The 16,640-nt window shown below is 71.6% G+C and carries 16 protein-coding genes; 13 read left to right on the top strand and 3 right to left on the bottom strand.

The annotated features are described in order from the left end of the window. Window positions 1-118: 118 nt before the first annotated feature. The 8 genes from ACIQGV_RS39905 to ACIQGV_RS39870 all read left to right on the top strand — a co-directional run bounded on the left by ACIQGV_RS39905 (window position 119) and on the right by ACIQGV_RS39870 (window position 7,142). Window positions 119-769, top strand: coding sequence for an HAD family hydrolase (locus tag ACIQGV_RS39905; RefSeq protein ID WP_402504500.1), 651 nt, complete (start codon window positions 119-121; stop codon window positions 767-769). A 55-nt stretch (window positions 770-824) separates the two neighbouring features. Then, window positions 825-2,048 carry an MFS transporter gene (locus ACIQGV_RS39900; protein WP_402504498.1) on the top strand — a complete coding sequence of 408 codons (1,224 nt, stop codon included), beginning with the start codon at window positions 825-827 and terminating at the stop codon, window positions 2,046-2,048. Continuing rightward, window positions 1,999-3,171, top strand: a complete 1,173-nt coding sequence (locus ACIQGV_RS39895) for an acetoin utilization protein AcuC (RefSeq protein ID WP_402504496.1) — start codon at window positions 1,999-2,001, stop codon at window positions 3,169-3,171. Before ACIQGV_RS39900 ends, ACIQGV_RS39895 begins: the two co-directional genes overlap by 50 nt. Before the next feature lie 191 nt (window positions 3,172-3,362). Next, window positions 3,363-4,178 (top strand): phosphatase, encoded by an 816-nt coding sequence (locus tag ACIQGV_RS39890; RefSeq protein ID WP_402504493.1) that lies wholly within the window; start codon window positions 3,363-3,365, stop codon window positions 4,176-4,178. A 129-nt stretch (window positions 4,179-4,307) separates the two neighbouring features. Then, complete coding sequence (locus ACIQGV_RS39885; protein ID WP_157842153.1) at window positions 4,308-4,520, top strand: helix-turn-helix domain-containing protein; 213 nt, start codon at window positions 4,308-4,310, stop codon at window positions 4,518-4,520. A gap of 176 nt (window positions 4,521-4,696) precedes the next feature. Beyond that, window positions 4,697-4,795: a 30S ribosomal protein bS22 gene (locus ACIQGV_RS39880; protein ID WP_003948845.1), complete on the top strand. Its 99-nt coding sequence runs from the start codon at window positions 4,697-4,699 to the stop codon at window positions 4,793-4,795. Window positions 4,796-5,019: 224 nt separating this feature from the next. Beyond that, complete coding sequence (locus tag ACIQGV_RS39875; protein ID WP_402504491.1) at window positions 5,020-6,081, top strand: NAD-dependent epimerase/dehydratase family protein; 1,062 nt, start codon at window positions 5,020-5,022, stop codon at window positions 6,079-6,081. A 14-nt stretch (window positions 6,082-6,095) separates the two neighbouring features. After that, window positions 6,096-7,142: a lysophospholipid acyltransferase family protein gene (locus ACIQGV_RS39870; RefSeq protein WP_402504489.1), complete on the top strand. Its 1,047-nt coding sequence runs from the start codon at window positions 6,096-6,098 to the stop codon at window positions 7,140-7,142. Window positions 7,143-7,224: 82 nt separating this feature from the next. On the opposite strand, the gene ACIQGV_RS39865 is transcribed toward ACIQGV_RS39870, so the two are convergent. The 3 genes from ACIQGV_RS39865 to ACIQGV_RS39855 form a co-directional block, all read right to left on the bottom strand. Then, on the bottom strand, window positions 7,225-8,472 hold the full coding sequence (locus tag ACIQGV_RS39865) for a DUF5667 domain-containing protein (RefSeq protein ID WP_402504486.1): 1,248 nt from the start codon (window positions 8,470-8,472) through the stop codon (window positions 7,225-7,227). Window positions 8,473-8,707: 235 nt separating this feature from the next. Then, a complete protein-coding gene (locus ACIQGV_RS39860) occupies window positions 8,708-9,481 on the bottom strand; it encodes an ECF subfamily RNA polymerase sigma factor, BldN family (protein ID WP_402504483.1) in 774 nt (257 codons plus the stop codon). A gap of 388 nt (window positions 9,482-9,869) precedes the next feature. Further along, a complete protein-coding gene (locus tag ACIQGV_RS39855; RefSeq protein ID WP_402504480.1) occupies window positions 9,870-10,805 on the bottom strand; it encodes an HAD family hydrolase in 936 nt (311 codons plus the stop codon). 85 nt (window positions 10,806-10,890) lie between these two features. On the opposite strand from ACIQGV_RS39855, the gene ACIQGV_RS39850 reads away from it, so the two are divergent. The 5 genes from ACIQGV_RS39850 to ACIQGV_RS39830 all read left to right on the top strand — a co-directional run bounded on the left by ACIQGV_RS39850 (window position 10,891) and on the right by ACIQGV_RS39830 (window position 16,594). Beyond that, window positions 10,891-11,181, top strand: a complete 291-nt coding sequence (locus ACIQGV_RS39850) for a glutaredoxin family protein (protein ID WP_402504478.1) — start codon at window positions 10,891-10,893, stop codon at window positions 11,179-11,181. A gap of 298 nt (window positions 11,182-11,479) precedes the next feature. Beyond that, entirely contained in the window at window positions 11,480-12,238 is a 759-nt protein-coding gene (locus ACIQGV_RS39845; protein WP_402504475.1) for a redox-sensing transcriptional repressor Rex, read from the top strand. After that, window positions 12,235-13,938: a glutamyl-tRNA reductase gene (locus ACIQGV_RS39840; RefSeq protein ID WP_402504473.1), complete on the top strand. Its 1,704-nt coding sequence runs from the start codon at window positions 12,235-12,237 to the stop codon at window positions 13,936-13,938. The genes ACIQGV_RS39845 and ACIQGV_RS39840 overlap by 4 nt, the downstream gene beginning before the upstream one ends. Further along, complete coding sequence (hemC, locus tag ACIQGV_RS39835) at window positions 13,935-14,894, top strand: hydroxymethylbilane synthase (protein WP_402504470.1); 960 nt, start codon at window positions 13,935-13,937, stop codon at window positions 14,892-14,894. Before ACIQGV_RS39840 ends, hemC begins: the two co-directional genes overlap by 4 nt. Then, window positions 14,891-16,594, top strand: coding sequence for a uroporphyrinogen-III synthase (locus ACIQGV_RS39830; RefSeq protein WP_402504467.1), 1,704 nt, complete (start codon window positions 14,891-14,893; stop codon window positions 16,592-16,594). Before hemC ends, ACIQGV_RS39830 begins: the two co-directional genes overlap by 4 nt. Window positions 16,595-16,640: the final 46 nt, after the last annotated feature.

The raw sequence follows: 16,640 nt of genomic DNA, 5'->3' as shown, positions 1-16,640 counted from the left end.
GACCCTGTGGGAGAGTAGGACGCCGCCGAACAAATATTGAAGGAAACCCCCGTACCGTAAACCGGTACGGGGGTTTTCTGCGTTTCGGGACCTTTCGGCGTGCGTCTAGGATCCGCATATGCGCTATGACCTCGTCATCTTCGACAACGACGGTGTACTCGTCGACAGCGAGCCCATCTCAAACCGGCTGCTGGCCGAGTATCTGACCGAGGTCGGGCATCCGACGACGTACGAGGAGTCCGTCCGGGACTACATGGGCTCCGCGATGCACCGGATCCACGATCTGATCGAGGAGCGGACGGGGCGGCGGCTGCCGGCGGAGTTCGACGACGTCTTCCACGCGCGGGTGTTCGCCGCCTTCGAACGGGAGCTGAAGGCCGTGGACGGGGCCGCGCAGGTGCTGGAAGGGCTGGCCGGGGACGGGGTGCCGTACTGCGTGGCGTCGTCGGGGAGCCATGAGCGGATCCGTGTGGGGCACCGGACGACCGGGCTGGACCGATGGTTCGAGGCCGGGCGCGTCTTCAGCTCGCAGGACGTCGGCCGGGGCAAGCCGGCACCGGATCTGTTCCTCCACGCGGCCGAGCGGATGGGGGTGGCGCCCGAGCGGTGTGTCGTCGTCGAGGACAGTCCGCTGGGAGTCCAGGCGGCGGTGGCGGCCGGCATGGACGTGTACGGATTCACGGCCATGACCCCCGAGGCGAAACTCGCCGGAGCCACCAGGCTGTTCTCCTCCATGAAGGAGCTGACCGGGCTGCTGAAGCAGAGCTGAGGAAAATTCAGCTTCGCCGTATCCAGCCGGACCACGGGGCCCTACGCTCGCCGCCATGACTGATGTGCTGCGACGCGGCAGGGCCTCGCTCGCGTTCTCCTTCTTCGCGCAGGGTGTCGCCTTTGCCCTGCTCGTGACGCGGATCCCGGCCGTGCAGGACCGGTACGGAGTGTCCGACGCGCTGCTGCCCGCCTTCCTGGCGGCCGTACCGGTGCTGGCCGGCGTGGGGAGCGTGGCGACCGAGCGGCTGGTGCGGCGGATCCCGCCGAGCGTGGTGCTGCGCTGGTCCCAGCCGGTCGTGCTCCTGGCGCTGCTCGGGGTCGGCGCCGGGGAGCGGATGGTGGAACTGGGCCTGGCGCTGGCGGCGTTCGGGCTGGCGGTGGGGGCGCTGGACGCCTCGATGAACATGCTCGGGGTGAGCCTGCAACGGGCCTACGGGCGCAGCATCATGCTCGGGTTCCACGCGGTGTACAGCCTGGGCGGGATCCTGGGGGCCTCGCTGGCGTGGGCGGGGGCGCACTGGGAGCTGCCGCTCCTCGTGTCGTATCTGCCGGTGGCGGGTCTGCTGCTGCCGCTGTGTCTGGTGGGGAGCCGGTGGTACGCCGACGGGGGCGCCGGTGCCGTCGAGGAGCCGGCGGGCGGGGGCGAGGGGAGCGACGGGGGCGTCGTCTTCAAGATGCTGCTGCCGCTCTGCCTGGTGATGACCTTCGCCTACATCGGGGACGCGACCGTCTCCAACTGGAGTGCCAAGTATCTGCAGGACGTGCTGGGGAGTTCGGAGCAGCTGGCGACGGTTCCGTACAACGTCTACATGGTGACCACGCTGGTGGGGCGGGCACTCGGGGACTTCGGGGTGCGGCGGTTCGGGGCCGTGGCCGTCGTGCGGAGCGGCGCGGTGACCGCGGCCGTGGGGTTCGCGGTGGTGGCCGGGGCGCCGGGGGCATGGGTGGGGATGCTCGGGTTCACGCTGCTGGGACTGGGCCTGTGCGTGCTGGTGCCGCAGACGTTCGCGGCGGCGGGGCGGCTGTTCCCGGGAGCCTCGGACGCGGCCGTCGCACGGCTGAACGTCTTCAACTACGTGGGATTCCTGATCGGTTCGCCGTTGGTGGGGGCACTCGGGGACGCGTGGAGCTATCGCTGGGCGATGCTGGTGCCGATGGTGTTGGTACTGGTGACGACGGCGTATGCCCGGTCGTTCGCCGCTCAACCGGACCGATACGGTGGCGGGCATGAGCGGCCGCGCACAGCTGATGTGGGACGAGGCAGTAACGGGGTATGACTTCGGGCCCGGGCATCCGATGGATCCGGTCCGGCTGGCCCTGACCCGGCGATTGATCGGGGCGTTCGGGCTCGATCGTGAGATGGAGGTCGTGGGGGCGAAGCCGGCGGGGGAGTCGACGCTGCGGCTCGTCCACCGGCAGGACTACATCCAGGCGGTGAAGGCGGCTTCGGCGGACCCGGGGGCGGCGGACGGGTCGTACGGGATCGGGACGGTGGACGATCCGGCGTTCGCCGGGATGCACGAGGCGTCGGCACTCATCGCGGGGATGTCGGTGGGCGCGGCGGAGGCGGTGTGGCGCGGCGACGCGCTGCACGCGGTGAACTTCGCGGGCGGGCTGCACCATGCCATGCCCGGGGGCGCGGCGGGGTTCTGCGTCTACAACGACGCCTCGCTGGCGATCGCGCGGCTGCTGGAGCTGGGGGCGGAGCGGGTCGCGTACATCGACGTCGACGTGCATCACGGGGACGGGGTGCAGGCGGCGTTCTGGGAGGACCCGCGGGTTCTGACGGTCTCCCTCCACGAGCATCCCCGGACGCTGTTCCCGCAGACCGGGTGGCCGGAGGAGACGGGGGCGCCGTCGGCGGAGGGGAGCGCGGTCAATGTCGCGCTGCCGGCGGGGACGGGTGATGCCGGGTGGCTGCGGGCGTTCCACGCGGTCGTGCCCGAACTGATCGCGGACTTCCGGCCGCAGGTGCTGGTGACCCAGCACGGGGCGGACACGCATTTCGAGGATCCTCTGGCGCATCTCGCGGTGTCGCTCGACGCGCAGCGGGCGGTGCAGGTGGCCTGTCATGAGCTGGCGCACGAGTACGCCGACGGGCGGTGGGTGGCGCTCGGCGGCGGCGGTTACGCGGTGGTGGACGTCGTGCCGCGGTCGTGGACGCATCTCGCGGGCATCGCCGCGGGGCGGGAGATCGCGCCGGAGACGGTGATTCCCGAGAGCTGGCGGCAGGAGGTGTACGCGCGGACCCGGCAGCTGGGGCCGATGCGGATGACCGACGGCCGGTGGCCGGTGTCCTGGGGCGGCTGGGAGGCGGGGTACGACCCCGCCGACCGTCTGGACCAGGCGGTGCTGGCGGCCCGGCGGGCGGTGTTCCCGCTGCGGGGGCTGCTGGCGTAGGAGGCCCTGTGTCCGGTGCGCGTCCCCCGGTCGCCGGCCGGTGACGCGCACCGGGCGAGGGGGCCTGTTCACCGGGTGAGGAGTGTCCCGTGGGCCGGGGGTGCCCGGCGGGAGGCGGGTCGTTACGCCAACCGTGCGCTGTTCCGGTCTTTCCCCGGCGGGCGGGCTGCCGGCTCCGTCACCATCGCCGCATGGTGAGCCCCGGTGCCCTGCGCGCGCATCTTCTCGCTGCCCGGCTCGCCGGGACGGTGGCGACGTCGAGAGAGAAAAGTCTGCGGAGCTACCGGCTGTTCGCGGCGAGGGATCCCCGGGTGTTGATCGGGATCGATCCCGAACGTGCCTGGGGGCAGTCGGACCTGATCGAGCTCATGGCGGACAAGTGTGGGGTTTCGGCCGATCCGCTGTGCACTTCGGGGCATGATGTGATCGACCCGCAGCGCACGCTGGATGCGCTGGACGCGTTCGCGGAGCGGGTCGCGGCGGCGGCCGGATGCCGGGCGCCGGTGCTGCTCGGGACCGGGCATCCGCACCGGCTCCTCGGTTTCTACGCCGCGCTCGCAGACGCCCTGTCGGCGGCGGGATGTGCTGTTCTCACCCCGGCGACGGGTCACTGTGTCGACATATTGACCCGGTTCGGTCTACGCACGCATGTCCTCGACTACGTACGAGGAGTGGCGCTGGTGCGGAGGGCCGACGCGGAGGGCTCCGGGCGTGCGACCGGCGCACACAGCCACTCGCCGCTCCCGGTTCGTACCGCGCTGGCGGCCGCGGCGGAGGCCGGCGGGCCACTGCCGGAGCTGGTGATCGGGGACCACGGCTGGGTCTGCGGGGCAGGTCAGCTGGGGTTCGAGGCCATCGGGCTGGCCGACACGGACGACCCCGCGCCGTTCGTGGGGGAGGCCGAGGGCGCCGTGTCGGTCGTCGTTCCACTTGATGACGCCGTGCGGTCGGCTTACTACCGCCCGCTGACCCGCTACGTACTCAATCGAGCGTGTCTGTCACAGTAGGCCGCCGATGGGTGCACCTCTTCCCCACTCGCATCACCCGCCCCTACATTGGGGAGTGAGCACGCAACGACGAAGAGTCACCGGAAGGGGAAGCCGGTGGCCGTCGAGTGCGGAAGGTTCAGGTGTGTCATGGCTGCAGCTGGCGAGAGGCCTCTGAACGAGGTTCAGTTCCTCACCGTGGCGGAGGTCGCCTCGGTGATGCGAGTGTCGAAGATGACCGTGTACCGGCTGGTGCACAGCGGTCATCTGCCCGCGATCCGGGTCGGGCGGTCGTTCCGTGTCCCGGAGCAAGCGGTTCACGAATACCTGCGTGAGAGTTACGTGGGGGTGGACACCGCCTGACGACCGTCGGCAAGGAGATCCGTTCCGGGCATCACAGGGCAGGACCGGTCTCTTGTGGATCTCCTTGCGCCCCTCGATTACGACCTCAGCGCTCGGGCGGGTAGGCTAGCCCCTCGTAGGTCGTGTGGGCCCATGGCGCCCAAACACCGAGTGATGAGAAGTGAGCGAGGGTAGTCGTGGGCTCTGTTATCAAGAAGCGGCGCAAGCGGATGGCCAAGAAGAAGCACCGCAAGCTGCTCAAGCGCACGCGCGTTCAGCGTCGCAACAAGAAGTAAGCGCCTCGGGCCGCCACCGGTGGTGACCGGCCCGACGACGGCGTGGCTGTGGCCCCCCATCCCTTCCGGGTGGGGGGCCACACGCGTGTCACCGCCTGTCTCTTTCTCGTCACTTCACGCATCCGGTGGTCACCACAGCGCAACACCGACCCGCTAGGTTGGCGGACGAGGGGAACGCGGCAGAGTACGGACCGGGAACCCCGGACGGAAGGAAGGCGCTGATCTTGGGCAAGATCGTGCTCGTCACCGGAGCGGCCCGACGGATGGGCGGCCGGTTCGTACGGCGGATCCAGCGTGATCCGGAGGTGGACCGGGTCGTCGCCGTGGACGCGGCGCCGCCGGAGCACCATCTGGGCGGCGCGGACTTCATCAGGGCCGACATCCGGCAGCCCACGATCGCGCGGGTGCTCGCCGAGACGGGCGCCGACACGGTCGTCCACATGGACGTCACCGCGACCGCTCTCGGCAGCGGCAGCCGGACCACGGTCAAGGAGACCAACGTCATCGGCACGATGCAGCTGCTCGGCGCGTGCCAGAAGTCCCCCACGGTGCGACGGCTGGTGGTGAAGTCCAGCACGAACGTGTACGGGTCGGCCCCGCGCGACCCGGCGGTCTTCACCGAGACGACCTCGCCGAAGTCGCTGCCCAGCGGCGGGTTCGCCAAGGACGCGGTCGAGGTCGAGGGCTATGTGCGCGGCTTCGCCCGCCGCAGGCCGGACGTGGCGGTGTGCGTGCTGCGGTTCGCCAACATCCTGGGGCCGAGCGCCGACTCCCCGCTCGCGGCGTACTTCTCGCTGCCGGTGCTGCCGACGGTCTTCGGCTACGACCCGCGGCTGCAGTTCGTGCACGAGGACGATGTGCTGGAGGTGCTGCGGATCGCCTCCCACGAGCCCGCGCGGGGCACGCTCAACAGCGGCACCTTCAACATCGCCGGAGACGGCGTCCTGACGCTCTCGCAGTGCTCCAGGCGGCTGGGCCGCCCCACCGTGCCGCTGCTGCTGCCCGCGGTCACCTGGGCGGGCACGGTGGTGCGTACGCTGGGGGTGACGGACTTCTCGCCCGAGCAGATCCGGCTGCTCACCCACGGCCGGGTCGTGGCGACGGACCAGATGCGCGAGACGCTGGGATTCCAGCCGAAGCACACCACCGCGGAGACCTTCGCCGACTTCGTACGGGGCCGTGGTCCCGGACTGCTGCCGCCCGAGGCCCTCGCGGGGGCCGTCGACCGGATCGCCGCGCTGCCCTTCGCGGGCGGCGGCACCCCTCCGACGCAGAGCGCCAACTGAGGAGCGCATCAACGATGGCGGACGCCAAGGTCATTCCGTTCGACGACGACCGGTCCCGCGGGAACGCCGCACAGCGGCCCGCGCGGCGCCGGAGCGCGGGGAGCCGGCTCAAGGGCACCGAGCCCGCCAGGGAGGTCCAGCCCCTGCCCACGAGGCCGGTCCCGGAGGACGATGTCCCGGTGACCGGTGAGGAGCGGGACCCGCGGCTCCGGGAGAGCGCCGGCGGGCTGGAGCGGAAGGTGGCGAGCGGGCTCGCGTTCCTGCGCCGCCGTCTGACCGGTGACTACGACGTCGACGACTTCGGCTACGACGAGGAGCTCACCGACCAGGTCCTGATGTCCCTGCTGCGCCCGGTGTACGAGAAGTACTTCCGGGTGGAGGTGAAGGGCATCGAGAACATCCCCGCGAAGGGCGGGGCGCTGATCGTCGCCAACCATTCGGGGACGCTGCCGCTGGACGGTCTGATGATGCAGGTGGCCGTGCACGACCACCATCCGGCCGGCCGTCATCTGCGGCTGCTGGCCGCGGATCTCGTCTTCGTGCTGCCGGTGGTCAACGAACTCGCCCGCAAGCTCGGTCACACCCTCGCCTGCGCGGAGGACGCCGAGCGGCTGCTGGGGCAGGGCGAGCTGGTCGGGGTGATGCCGGAGGGTTTCAAGGGCATCGGCAAGCCGTTCGGCGAGCGCTACAAGCTCCAGCGGTTCGGCCGCGGCGGGTTCGTCTCCACGGCGCTGCGGCAGGGCGCTCCGATCGTGCCGTGCTCGATCGTCGGGGCCGAGGAGATCTACCCGATGATCGGCAACGCCAAGACCCTCGCCCGGCTGCTCGGCTTCCCTTACTTCCCGCTCACGCCGACCTTCCCGTGGCTGGGGCCGCTCGGTGCGATCCCGCTGCCGACCAAGTGGACGATCCAGTTCGGTGAGCCGATCCCGACGGACGGCTATCCGCCGGAGGCGGCCGAGGACCCGATGCTGATGTTCAACCTGACCGACCAGGTCCGTGAGCAGATCCAGCACACGCTGTACAAGCTGCTGGTCCAGCGTCGCTCGGTGTTCTTCTAGACCGGCCGCACCGGGCCGTGGGCGTACGGCGACGGGGGTGCTCCTTCCACGGAAGGAGCACCCCCGTCGCCGTGGGGCCGGCCTACTCCGCGTCGTCCGCCTCGATCCCCAGGCCGGGCAGCAGGCCGGGGAGAAGGGGCGGGAGGGTGACGTCGGGTTCGGCGGTGGGCGACTTGCTCTGCGAGGGCGAGGCGGTGCCCGGTTCCTGCGGCGGGTCGAGGAGGCCGCCGGTGCCGCCGCCGAGGAGACCCTCGTCGGTGTCGCCGCCTGCCGACCGGCTCGGGCTGCCGGTGCGGGCGCTGTGGCTGCCGTCCGGGGCGCTGCTGCCGGCGCTGGGTGCGCTGGAGCGGTGGGTGCCCGGGCCGGATCCGGTGCCGGCCGACGTCGACGGGCCGCCGCTCTGCCGGGTCCCGCCGCCCGTGCCGCCGCCGCTCGGGGAGGGGGGCTGGGGGAGGAGGGACTGCAGGGGGGCGACCTCTTCGTCTATGGCGTCGAAGACCGAGGAGACCTCTTCGCTGACGTCCCCGAGCTGGACGGGCAGCCTCTCGCGCAGGGCGCCCCACGCGTCGCGGTGCGAGCGGGAGAAGGCGGAGAGGGCCTGGATGGGGCCCAGGGAGTCGGGGTCGCGTGCGTAGGCCGCGCGCAGCAGGCGATGCCCCTCGGAGGCGTCGTGCTGCATGCCCGACAGGGCGCGGCGGATCTCGCCCAGGGACTCGTGGTCGAGGGGGCCGCTGCGGCCGCGCTCCATCAGCCGGCGGGCCTCGCCGAGGCGGGTGGACGCCTGGTCGAGGTAGGTCTCACCGCGCTCGGTGTCGCCCTCGGCCAGATAGGTGAGCTTGAAGTCCTCGATGCCGCGCTTGAGGCCGTACAGCGAGTCGCCGGGGAGGGCGTCGGAGCTGGCGGCGGCCACTCCGCCGAGGGCCCCCGCGGCGACTCCCACGCTCAGCCCGCCCGCGGTGAGGCCCTTGGCCAGCCGGCTGCGGGGCCTGAATCTGCCCAGTGAGGTCGCCCGGTGTGCGCCCCTGGCCCGGCGCTGCCCGGGTACCGAAGTGTCCGCCGCCTCGCCTGCCGCGGTGCCCGCCTGGAGCATGGCCTCCATCGCGGCCACCAGCTGGGCCCGTTGGACGACCTTGACCTCCGGGTCCAGCTCCGGTCCGGGCAGTTCGCCGAGACCGGTGGCGAGGGCCAGGAGTCGGCCCTGCTCGGTCTGTTCAGCGGATGCCGGGGCCGGTGCCTCGGACTGATCGGCCGCCGTGCCCTGATCGGACTGCTCCTCCAGGGCCTGGGCGAAGGCGTTCGCCCGCCGGTGCGCCGATACGTTCGCGATCACTGGCGGCACCTCCTCTCGTCATGACGGTCGACTCCCTGAGGATCCTGAGGGTTGCACGCCGTCGACCGCTTCCACCCGATCAGGTGACCGGGCTTGGTTCGGACGTGACCACAGGGAGCCTGTATCCCGCACAACGAGCGGCGCGGCACTTGGGTTACGGACGGCGGATGATCGGATCGCGAAGTCAACGGACTTTCACCGACAGTGAGTTGCTGTCACGGACGGTGTCTGTGGTTCAGCGGGCGTCGTCCGGGAGCAGCCGGGCGAGTGTGCGGACGGCGCGGTACTGGAGGGTCTTGATCGCGCCCTCGTTCTTGCCCATGACCCGCGCGGTCTCGGCGACGGACAGCCCCTGGAGGAAGCGGAGGGTGACGCACTCCTGCTGCTGGGGGTTGAGCCGGCGTACGGCGTCCAGGAGGGCGGCGTTCGACAGCGACTCCAGGACGGAGTCCTCCGGGGAGCGCTCCACCTCGTTGGCGTCGAGCATCTCGCCGGTGGTGACCTCCAGGCGGAAGCGGCTCGACTTGAAGTGGTCCGCGACGAGGTTGCGGGCGATGGTGACGAGCCAGGCACCGAAGTCCCGGCCCTGCCAGGTGAAGGTGCCGATCCGGCGCAGCGCCCGCAGAAAGGTCTCACTCGTGAGGTCCTCGGCGGTGGCCTTGCCGCCGACCCGGTAGTAGATGTACCGGTAGACGGTGTCGCTGTACTGGTCGTAGAGCCGGCCGAACGCCTCGGCCTCGCCGGCCTGGGCGCGCTCCACGAGATCCATCATGCGGGCGCTGTCGCTGTCGGCGGCCGGTCGGCGTGCGGTGGTGGCCGTACCGGACGAGCGTCCTCGTCTGCCGACCGCGGAGCCGCCTTCGGCCAGTGCGTAGCACGGGCCGACCGGCGCGGCGGCGGCGAAGGCGGGGACGGCGTACGCGGTGGGGACGAAGCCGCGCAACATGTCGAGGACCGTTGCGCGCAGCGTAGCCAGGCCCGAGGCGTCAACCCCGACGTGTGGGTACACGGGACTCCCAGAGGCAGAGCTTCCATCACGTGCAGTGCGGGACCTTTCACCCGTCGTAGCGACGGAGGGGTACCGGTTTGCGTCTGAGGAGAATAACGCTTCGTGCAGGCACTGCTACACCGAGTTGCTCAAATCATCGATTACGTCGCTTCTGTAACCGATTGGCGCCCGATCAAGCGGCGCAGAGTGACAGGTTGTTGATCGATACGGTTCGAATTCCGGGTGGATCCGGGGCGTGTTGTGGCCGTCCTCGGACAAGAGGACTGGGCAAGGAGTCGGCGGGGTACGCCGGTTGGATTGGGCGTGTCCCGGCGTGTCCCGGCACGTCCCCGTGTCCCGTCGTGGCACGCCGGTGTGCCGCCGGGTGCCGCCGGGTGCCGCCGGGTGCCTACCGGCGGCGCCGGCTGAGGGCGATCGCCGCCGCCGTGCCGCCGGCCACCGCGCCGACGCCCGCCGCCGCGGGGATGCCGACCTTCGCCGCCTTGCGGCCGGTGCGGTAGTCGCGCAGACGCCAGTCCAGCCGCCGGGCGTGCTTGCGCAGCTTGGTGTCCGGGTTGATGGCGTAGGGGTGGCCGACCAGCGACAGCATGGGGATGTCGTTGTGGCTGTCGCTGTAGGCGGCGCAGCGGGTGAGGTCCAGACCCTCCGCGCCGGCCAGCGCACGTACCGCCTCGGCCTTCGCCGGGCCGTGCAGGGGCTCGCCGACGAGCTTGCCCGTGTAGACGCCGTCGACCGACTCCGCGACCGTGCCGAGCGCGCCGGTCAGGCCCAGCCGGCGGGCGATCACCTGGGCGATCTCGACCGGCGCCGCGGTGACCAGCCACACCTTCTGGCCCGCGTCCAGGTGCGCCTGCGCCAGCGCGCGGGTGCCGGGCCAGATGCGCTCGGCCATGTACTCGTCGTAGATCTCCTCGCCGATCGACTGCAGCTCGGAGACCCGGTGGCCCTTGACGATGGACAGCGCCGAGTCGCGCACGTCCTGCATGTGCTCCGGGTCCTCGACGCCGGCCAGCCGGAACCACGTCTGCTGCCAGGCGAACCGGGCGAGGTCGCGCGTCTCGAAGAACTTCCGCTTGTACAGGCCCCGGCCGAAGTGGAACAGGGCGGCGCCCTGCATCACGGTGTTGTCGAGGTCGAAGAACGCGGCGGCCTTGTCGTCGCCGAGCACCGGGAACTCCGGCTCCTGCGGCCCGGCCTCCGCCAGGGCCTGCGGTGCGGTCTCCGGCGCGGACTTGCGCGCTGCCTCCGCCGAGGCTTCGCCTGCCAGCACGCTCCGCGCGGTGGCGGAGCGCCTACGGGGGGTGAGCCATCCGAGAGCGGCCATGGCGTGAGCATAGCCAGTTTGTTCGGTGCTTCCGGACCGCCGAGGTTCGCAGGCTGTGAACTCTCCATGACGGTGACGTTGAACAATGGCCGGTATGAGTCCCGTTTTCCGCCGCAAGGCTCAGGCCCGCGCCCCCCAGGACCGGCTCGTCACCCTCGTCCGCAAACCCGGCTGCCATCTGTGCGACGACGCACAGACGGTGATCGAGAAGGTGTGCGGGGAGCTCGGCGTGCCCTGGGAGCAGAAGGACATCACCCAGGACGAGGAGCTGCACCGGCAGTACTGGGAGCAGATCCCCGTCGTGCTCGTCGACGGTGAGCAGCACACCTTCTGGCGCGTGGACGAGGGGCGTCTGCGGCGTGCCCTGGCCGGATGAAAGTCACTGACCGGTCAGTCCAAGTCGTCCGGAAAGTCGCTTAGGATCGACGGTGAGCTGGACCCGGGGGCATAGATCGTTGAGGAGAGTGTGCGGTTTGCCCCCAGGAGCAAAGGAACGGCGGTGCGTGTGCGCCGGTTCCCCCGGTGTGCGCCGGGGGCGCGTGACCCCGGTCACGTTGGCCGGGCAAATCGGACACCATCTTTGTGCACGCGTTCACAAAGACATAGCCTGCTGTCGACGGGGCGGTCTGGGGACGTACGACCGCCTGCAGCCCCGCTCTACCCGCAGGAGCACCGTGGCAACTGGCCGAACTCACCGACCGGCGACCCGTAGCCGAGGGATTCCCGAGGCCACCGTCGCCAGGCTTCCGCTGTACCTCCGCGCCCTCACCGCGCTCTCCGAGCGTTCGGTGCCCACGGTCTCCTCCGAGGAGCTCGCGGCCGCCGCGGGGGTCAACTCCGCGAAGCTGCGCAAGGACTTCTCCTACCTCGGCTCCTACGGGACCCGTGGTGTGGGGTACGACGTCGAGTATCTCGTGTACCAGATCTCCCGTGAACTGGGTCTGACCCAGGACTGGCCGGTTGTGATCGTCGGTATCGGAAACCTCGGCGCCGCGCTCGCCAACTACGGCGGCTTCGCCTCGCGCGGCTTCCGTGTCGCCGCCCTCATCGACGCCGATCCCACGATGGCCGGAAAGCCCGTCGCAGGGATCCCCGTGCAGCACACCGATGATCTGGAGAAGATCATCGAGGACAACGGCGTGAGCATCGGCGTCATCGCCACGCCCGCGGGCGCCGCCCAGCAGGTCTGCGACCGGCTCGTGGCCGCCGGCGTCACCTCCATCCTGAACTTCGCGCCGACCGTGCTGACCGTCCCGGACGGTGTCGACGTGCGCAAGGTGGACCTCTCCATCGAGCTCCAGATCCTCGCCTTCCACGAGCAGCGCAAGGCCGGCGAGGAGAACGCCGCGGAGACGGCCGCCCCGGCCGCCGCCCGCAAGCAGTCCGCCGACAAGGGGCCCGACGGGGACGTACCCGCCGTGATGCCGGCATGAGCATCCTCGTCGTCGGACTGAGCCACCGCAGTGCCCCGGTCAGCGTTCTGGAGCGGGCCGCGCTGAGCGCGGACGCCCAGGTGAAGCTCCTCCAGGACACCGTCGCCGCGGAACCGGCCACCGAGGCCGCGGTGCTGGCCACCTGCAACCGCATCGAGCTGTACGCCGACGTGGACAAGTTCCACGCCGGTGTCGCCGAGCTGTCCACGCTGCTCGCGCGGCACAGCGGCGTCGGCCTCGACGAGCTCACCCCCTATCTCTACGTGCACTACGAGGACCGGGCCGTCCACCATCTGTTCTCGGTGGCCTGCGGCCTGGACTCGATGGTCGTCGGCGAGGGCCAGATCCTCGGCCAGATCAAGGACTCCCTCGCCCGCGCCCAGGACATGCACACCGCCGGCCGGCTGATGAACGACCTGTTCCAGCAGTCCCTGCGGGTCGGCAAGCGCGCCCACTCCGAGACCGGCATCGACCGTGCCGGGCAGTCCCTGGTGACCTTCGGCCTGGAGCAGCTCGCCGCCCGCACCGACGTCTTCGGCTGGGCACAGGGCCGCCGGGCCCTGGTCATCGGCGCCGGCTCGATGTCCTCGCTGGCCGCCGCCACGCTCGCGCGGGCCGGGGTCGCCGAGGTCGTCGTCGCCAACCGGACCTTCGAGCGCGCCGACCGCCTCGCGCAGATCCTGGCCGAGGCCGCGGACACCGAGGGCGCGCACGTGGCGGCCCGCGCGGTACCGATGGATTCGGTGCCGGCCGAGCTGACACGTGCCGACGTCGTCGTCTCCTGCACCGGCGCCACCGGTCTGGTGCTGACCGCCGACGCCGTCGCCGCCGCCGTCGGGGACCGCACCGGCCGGCCCGTCGTGCGCACCTCCGGGCAGCCGCCCCGTACGCCCGCCGCACGGGGTGACGTACGCCCGCAGGCCGCCGAGGAGGCGTGCCCCCTCGACCTGACCGCCGTGCAGCCCGGCTTCTCCGTCATGGGGGAGGCCGCCGTCGCCGGAATGGACGCGGCGACGCTGGAGCAGCACGCGGCCTGGGCCGCGGGCGGGACCACCACGCGCCGTGACAGCGCCCGGCGCACGCCGGAGTCCGACGCCGAGCTGATCACCGCGCTCGCCGCGACCGCGGCCACCGTCGGCCGCATCCCCGAGCGCCGCAAGCCCGAACCGGCCGCCGAGCCGCAGCGCCCCGAGCCGGAGCTGTACCTGCTCGACCTCGCGATGCCGCGCGACATCGACGCCGCCGTGCACCGGCTCGCCGGGGTGCGTCTGGTCGACATCGAGTCGCTCGCCGAGGCGTCCGCCGACGCTCCCATGGCCGCCGACGTCGACCAGGTCCGCCGGATCGTGTCCGACGAGGTCGCCGCGTTCGGGGCCGCGCAGCGCGCCGCGCACATCACGCCGACCGTGGTCGCCCTGCGCACCATGGCCGCCGACGTGGTCGCCGGGGAGATGGCCCGTCTCGAAGGACGGCTGCCCGGCCTCGACGACAAGCACCGGGCCGAGATCACCCAGACCGTGCGGCGCGTCGTCGACAAACTGCTGCACGCACCGACCGTACGGGTCAAGCAGCTCGCCGCCGAGCCCGGCGGAGCCGGGTACGCGGACGCGCTGCGGACCCTGTTCGACCTCGACCAGGAGACGGTGGCCGCCGTCTCCCGGGCCGAGGACAGCACCGAGAAGAACCGAGGGCCAGCATGAGTGAGAAGGCACTGAGGCTGGGGACACGGCGCAGCAAGCTCGCCATGGCCCAGTCCGGGCAGGTGGCGGAAGCCGTGAGCCAGGTGACCGGACGGCCCGTAGAGCTCGTCGAGGTCACCACGTACGGCGACACCTCCCGCGAGCACCTCGCGCAGATCGGCGGCACCGGCGTGTTCGTCACCGCCCTGCGTGACGCGCTCGTGAGCGGTGAGGTCGACTTCGCGGTGCACTCCCTGAAGGACCTGCCGACCGCGCAGCCCGAGGGACTGGCGCTGGCCGCCGTCCCCCTGCGCGAGGACCCGCGCGACGTGATCGTCGCCCGGGACGCCCTGAAGTTCACCGACCTGCCCCGCGGGGCCAGGATCGGCACCGGTTCGCCGCGCCGCACGGCGCAGCTGAACGCGTACGCCCGCGCCCACGGCCTGGACATCGAGACCGTCCCGATCCGCGGCAACGTCGACACGCGCATCCGGTACGTCCACGACGGTGAGCTCGATGCCGTCGTGCTGGCCGCGGCCGGCCTGAGCCGGATCGGCCGGATCGACGAGGTGACCGACTTCCTGTCGGTCGACACCGTCCTGCCGGCCCCCGGCCAGGGGGCCCTGGCGGTCGAGTGCTCCGCGGACGACGCGGAGCTGATAGCCGCGCTCGGCGAGCTCGACGACCCGTTCACCCGGGTCGCCGTGACCGCGGAGCGGTCCCTGCTCGCCGCTCTGGAAGCCGGTTGCAGTGCCCCTGTGGGCGCGCTGGCCGACCTGCTGGCCGACGGGCAGATTGTCAAGGAAATGCGCCTGCGCGGCGTCGTCGGCACCCCCGACGGCTCCCGCACCGTGCAGATGTCCACCACCGGTCCCGTGCCCGAGACGCACGAGGCGGCGACAGCGCTCGGCCGCGACCTCGCGGCCCGGATGCTCGCCCAGGGCGCGGCCGGTCTGATGGGGGAGCGAGCACAGTGAGCCCCACCACCCTTCCCGCCGGTCCGGAACACGGGCACGTCACCTTCCTCGGTGCCGGACCCGGGGATCCGGGACTGCTGACCCTGCGCGCCGTGGAGGCGCTGGCGAACGCGGATGTCCTCGTCGCCGAGCACGAGGTGCTCGACGTCGTACGGACGCACGCCAGGCCGGGCGTCGCCGTCGTGAGCACGGACACGGATCCCTCGTCGGATCCTGATCCGGGCGCGGGCACGCCTCAGCAGGCGGTCATTGACGGCGCGTCAACAACCGCTGGTGCTCCCGCTGTGCGGGATGCGGCACATCTTGTCATGGAGGCATCGCGGGGCGGCAGGCGGGTCGTGCGTGCGGTGTCCGGCGACCCCGGACTCGACGCGTACGCCGCCGAGGAGATGCTCGCCTGTGCCACGGCCGGCGTGCCCTTCGAGGTCGTGCCCGGCATCGCCACCGCCGTCGGCGTACCCGCGTACGCCGGTGTGCCGCTGCGTGACGCGCAGGGCGCGGACGTCCGGTTCGTGGACGCCCGTACCGCCTCCGACCGCTGCTGGACCGAGGTCGGCGCCTCCGACGGGACGGTCGTCGTCTCCACGACGCTCGACACCGTCGGCGCCGCGGCCGGTGAGCTGGTCTCGGCGGGCCGCAAGCCCGACACCCCGATGACCGTCACCGTCGCCGGTACGACGACCAGGCAGCGCACCTGGACGGCCACCCTCGGCACGATCGCGCAGACCCTGAAGCAGGCCAAGGTGCTGCCCTCGCCCGACGGCGGCCGCACGGTGATAGCCGTGGTCGGTGAGCGCAGTGCCGCCGCGCAGCGCGACCAGCTGTCCTGGTTCGAGTCCAAGGCCCTGTTCGGCTGGCGGGTCCTCGTCCCGCGGACCAAGGAGCAGGCGGCCTCGCTCTCCGACCAGCTGCGGTCCTACGGCGCGGTGCCGCACGAGGTGCCCACCATCGCCGTCGAGCCGCCGCGCACGCCCCAGCAGATGGAGCGCGCGGTGAAGGGGCTCGTCACCGGCCGGTACGAGTGGATCGCCTTCACCTCGGTGAACGCGGTCAAGGCCGTGCGGGAGAAGTTCGAGGAGTACGGGCTCGACGCCCGGGCCTTCGCGGGCATCAAGGTCGCCGCGGTGGGTGAGCAGACCGCCAAGGCGCTCATCGCCTTCGGTGTGAAGCCCGACCTCGTTCCGAGCGGTGAGCAGTCCGCGGCCGGGCTGCTGGAGGACTGGCCGCCCTACGACCCGGTCTTCGACCCGATCGACCGTGTCTTCCTGCCGCGCGCCGACATCGCCACGGAGACGCTGGTCGCCGGGCTGATCGAGCTGGGCTGGGAGGTCGACGACGTCACGGCCTACCGGACCGTGCGGGCCTCGCCGCCGCCGGCGGACACCCGTGAGGCGATCAAGGGCGGCGGTTTCGACGCGGTGCTGTTCACGTCGTCGTCGACCGTGCGGAACCTGGTCGGCATCGCCGGCAAGCCGCACAACGTCACCGTGATCGCCTGCATCGGTCCCGCCACGGCGAAGACCGCCGAGGAGCACGGGCTGCGCGTGGACGTCATGGCTCCCGAGCCGTCCGTCCACAAGCTGGCCGAGGCCCTCGCCGACTTCGGCCTGAAGCGGCGGGCCGCCGCCGTGGAGGCGGGCGACCCGGTGACGCGGCCGAGCGAACGGCGGCCGGGGGCGCGCAGACGCCGCGCGACCTGAGCCGAGAGCGGTAGGAAGGGCCGTTTCCTCGCCGAAACGGCCCTTC

Origin of the sequence: Streptomyces sp. NPDC093094, from assembly GCF_044754345.1 — a bacterium.
Taxonomy (GTDB): Bacteria; Actinomycetota; Actinomycetes; order Streptomycetales; family Streptomycetaceae; genus Streptomyces.
Note: the sequence above shows the minus strand (reverse complement) of the source record. Positions and strands in the feature narration are given on the sequence as shown.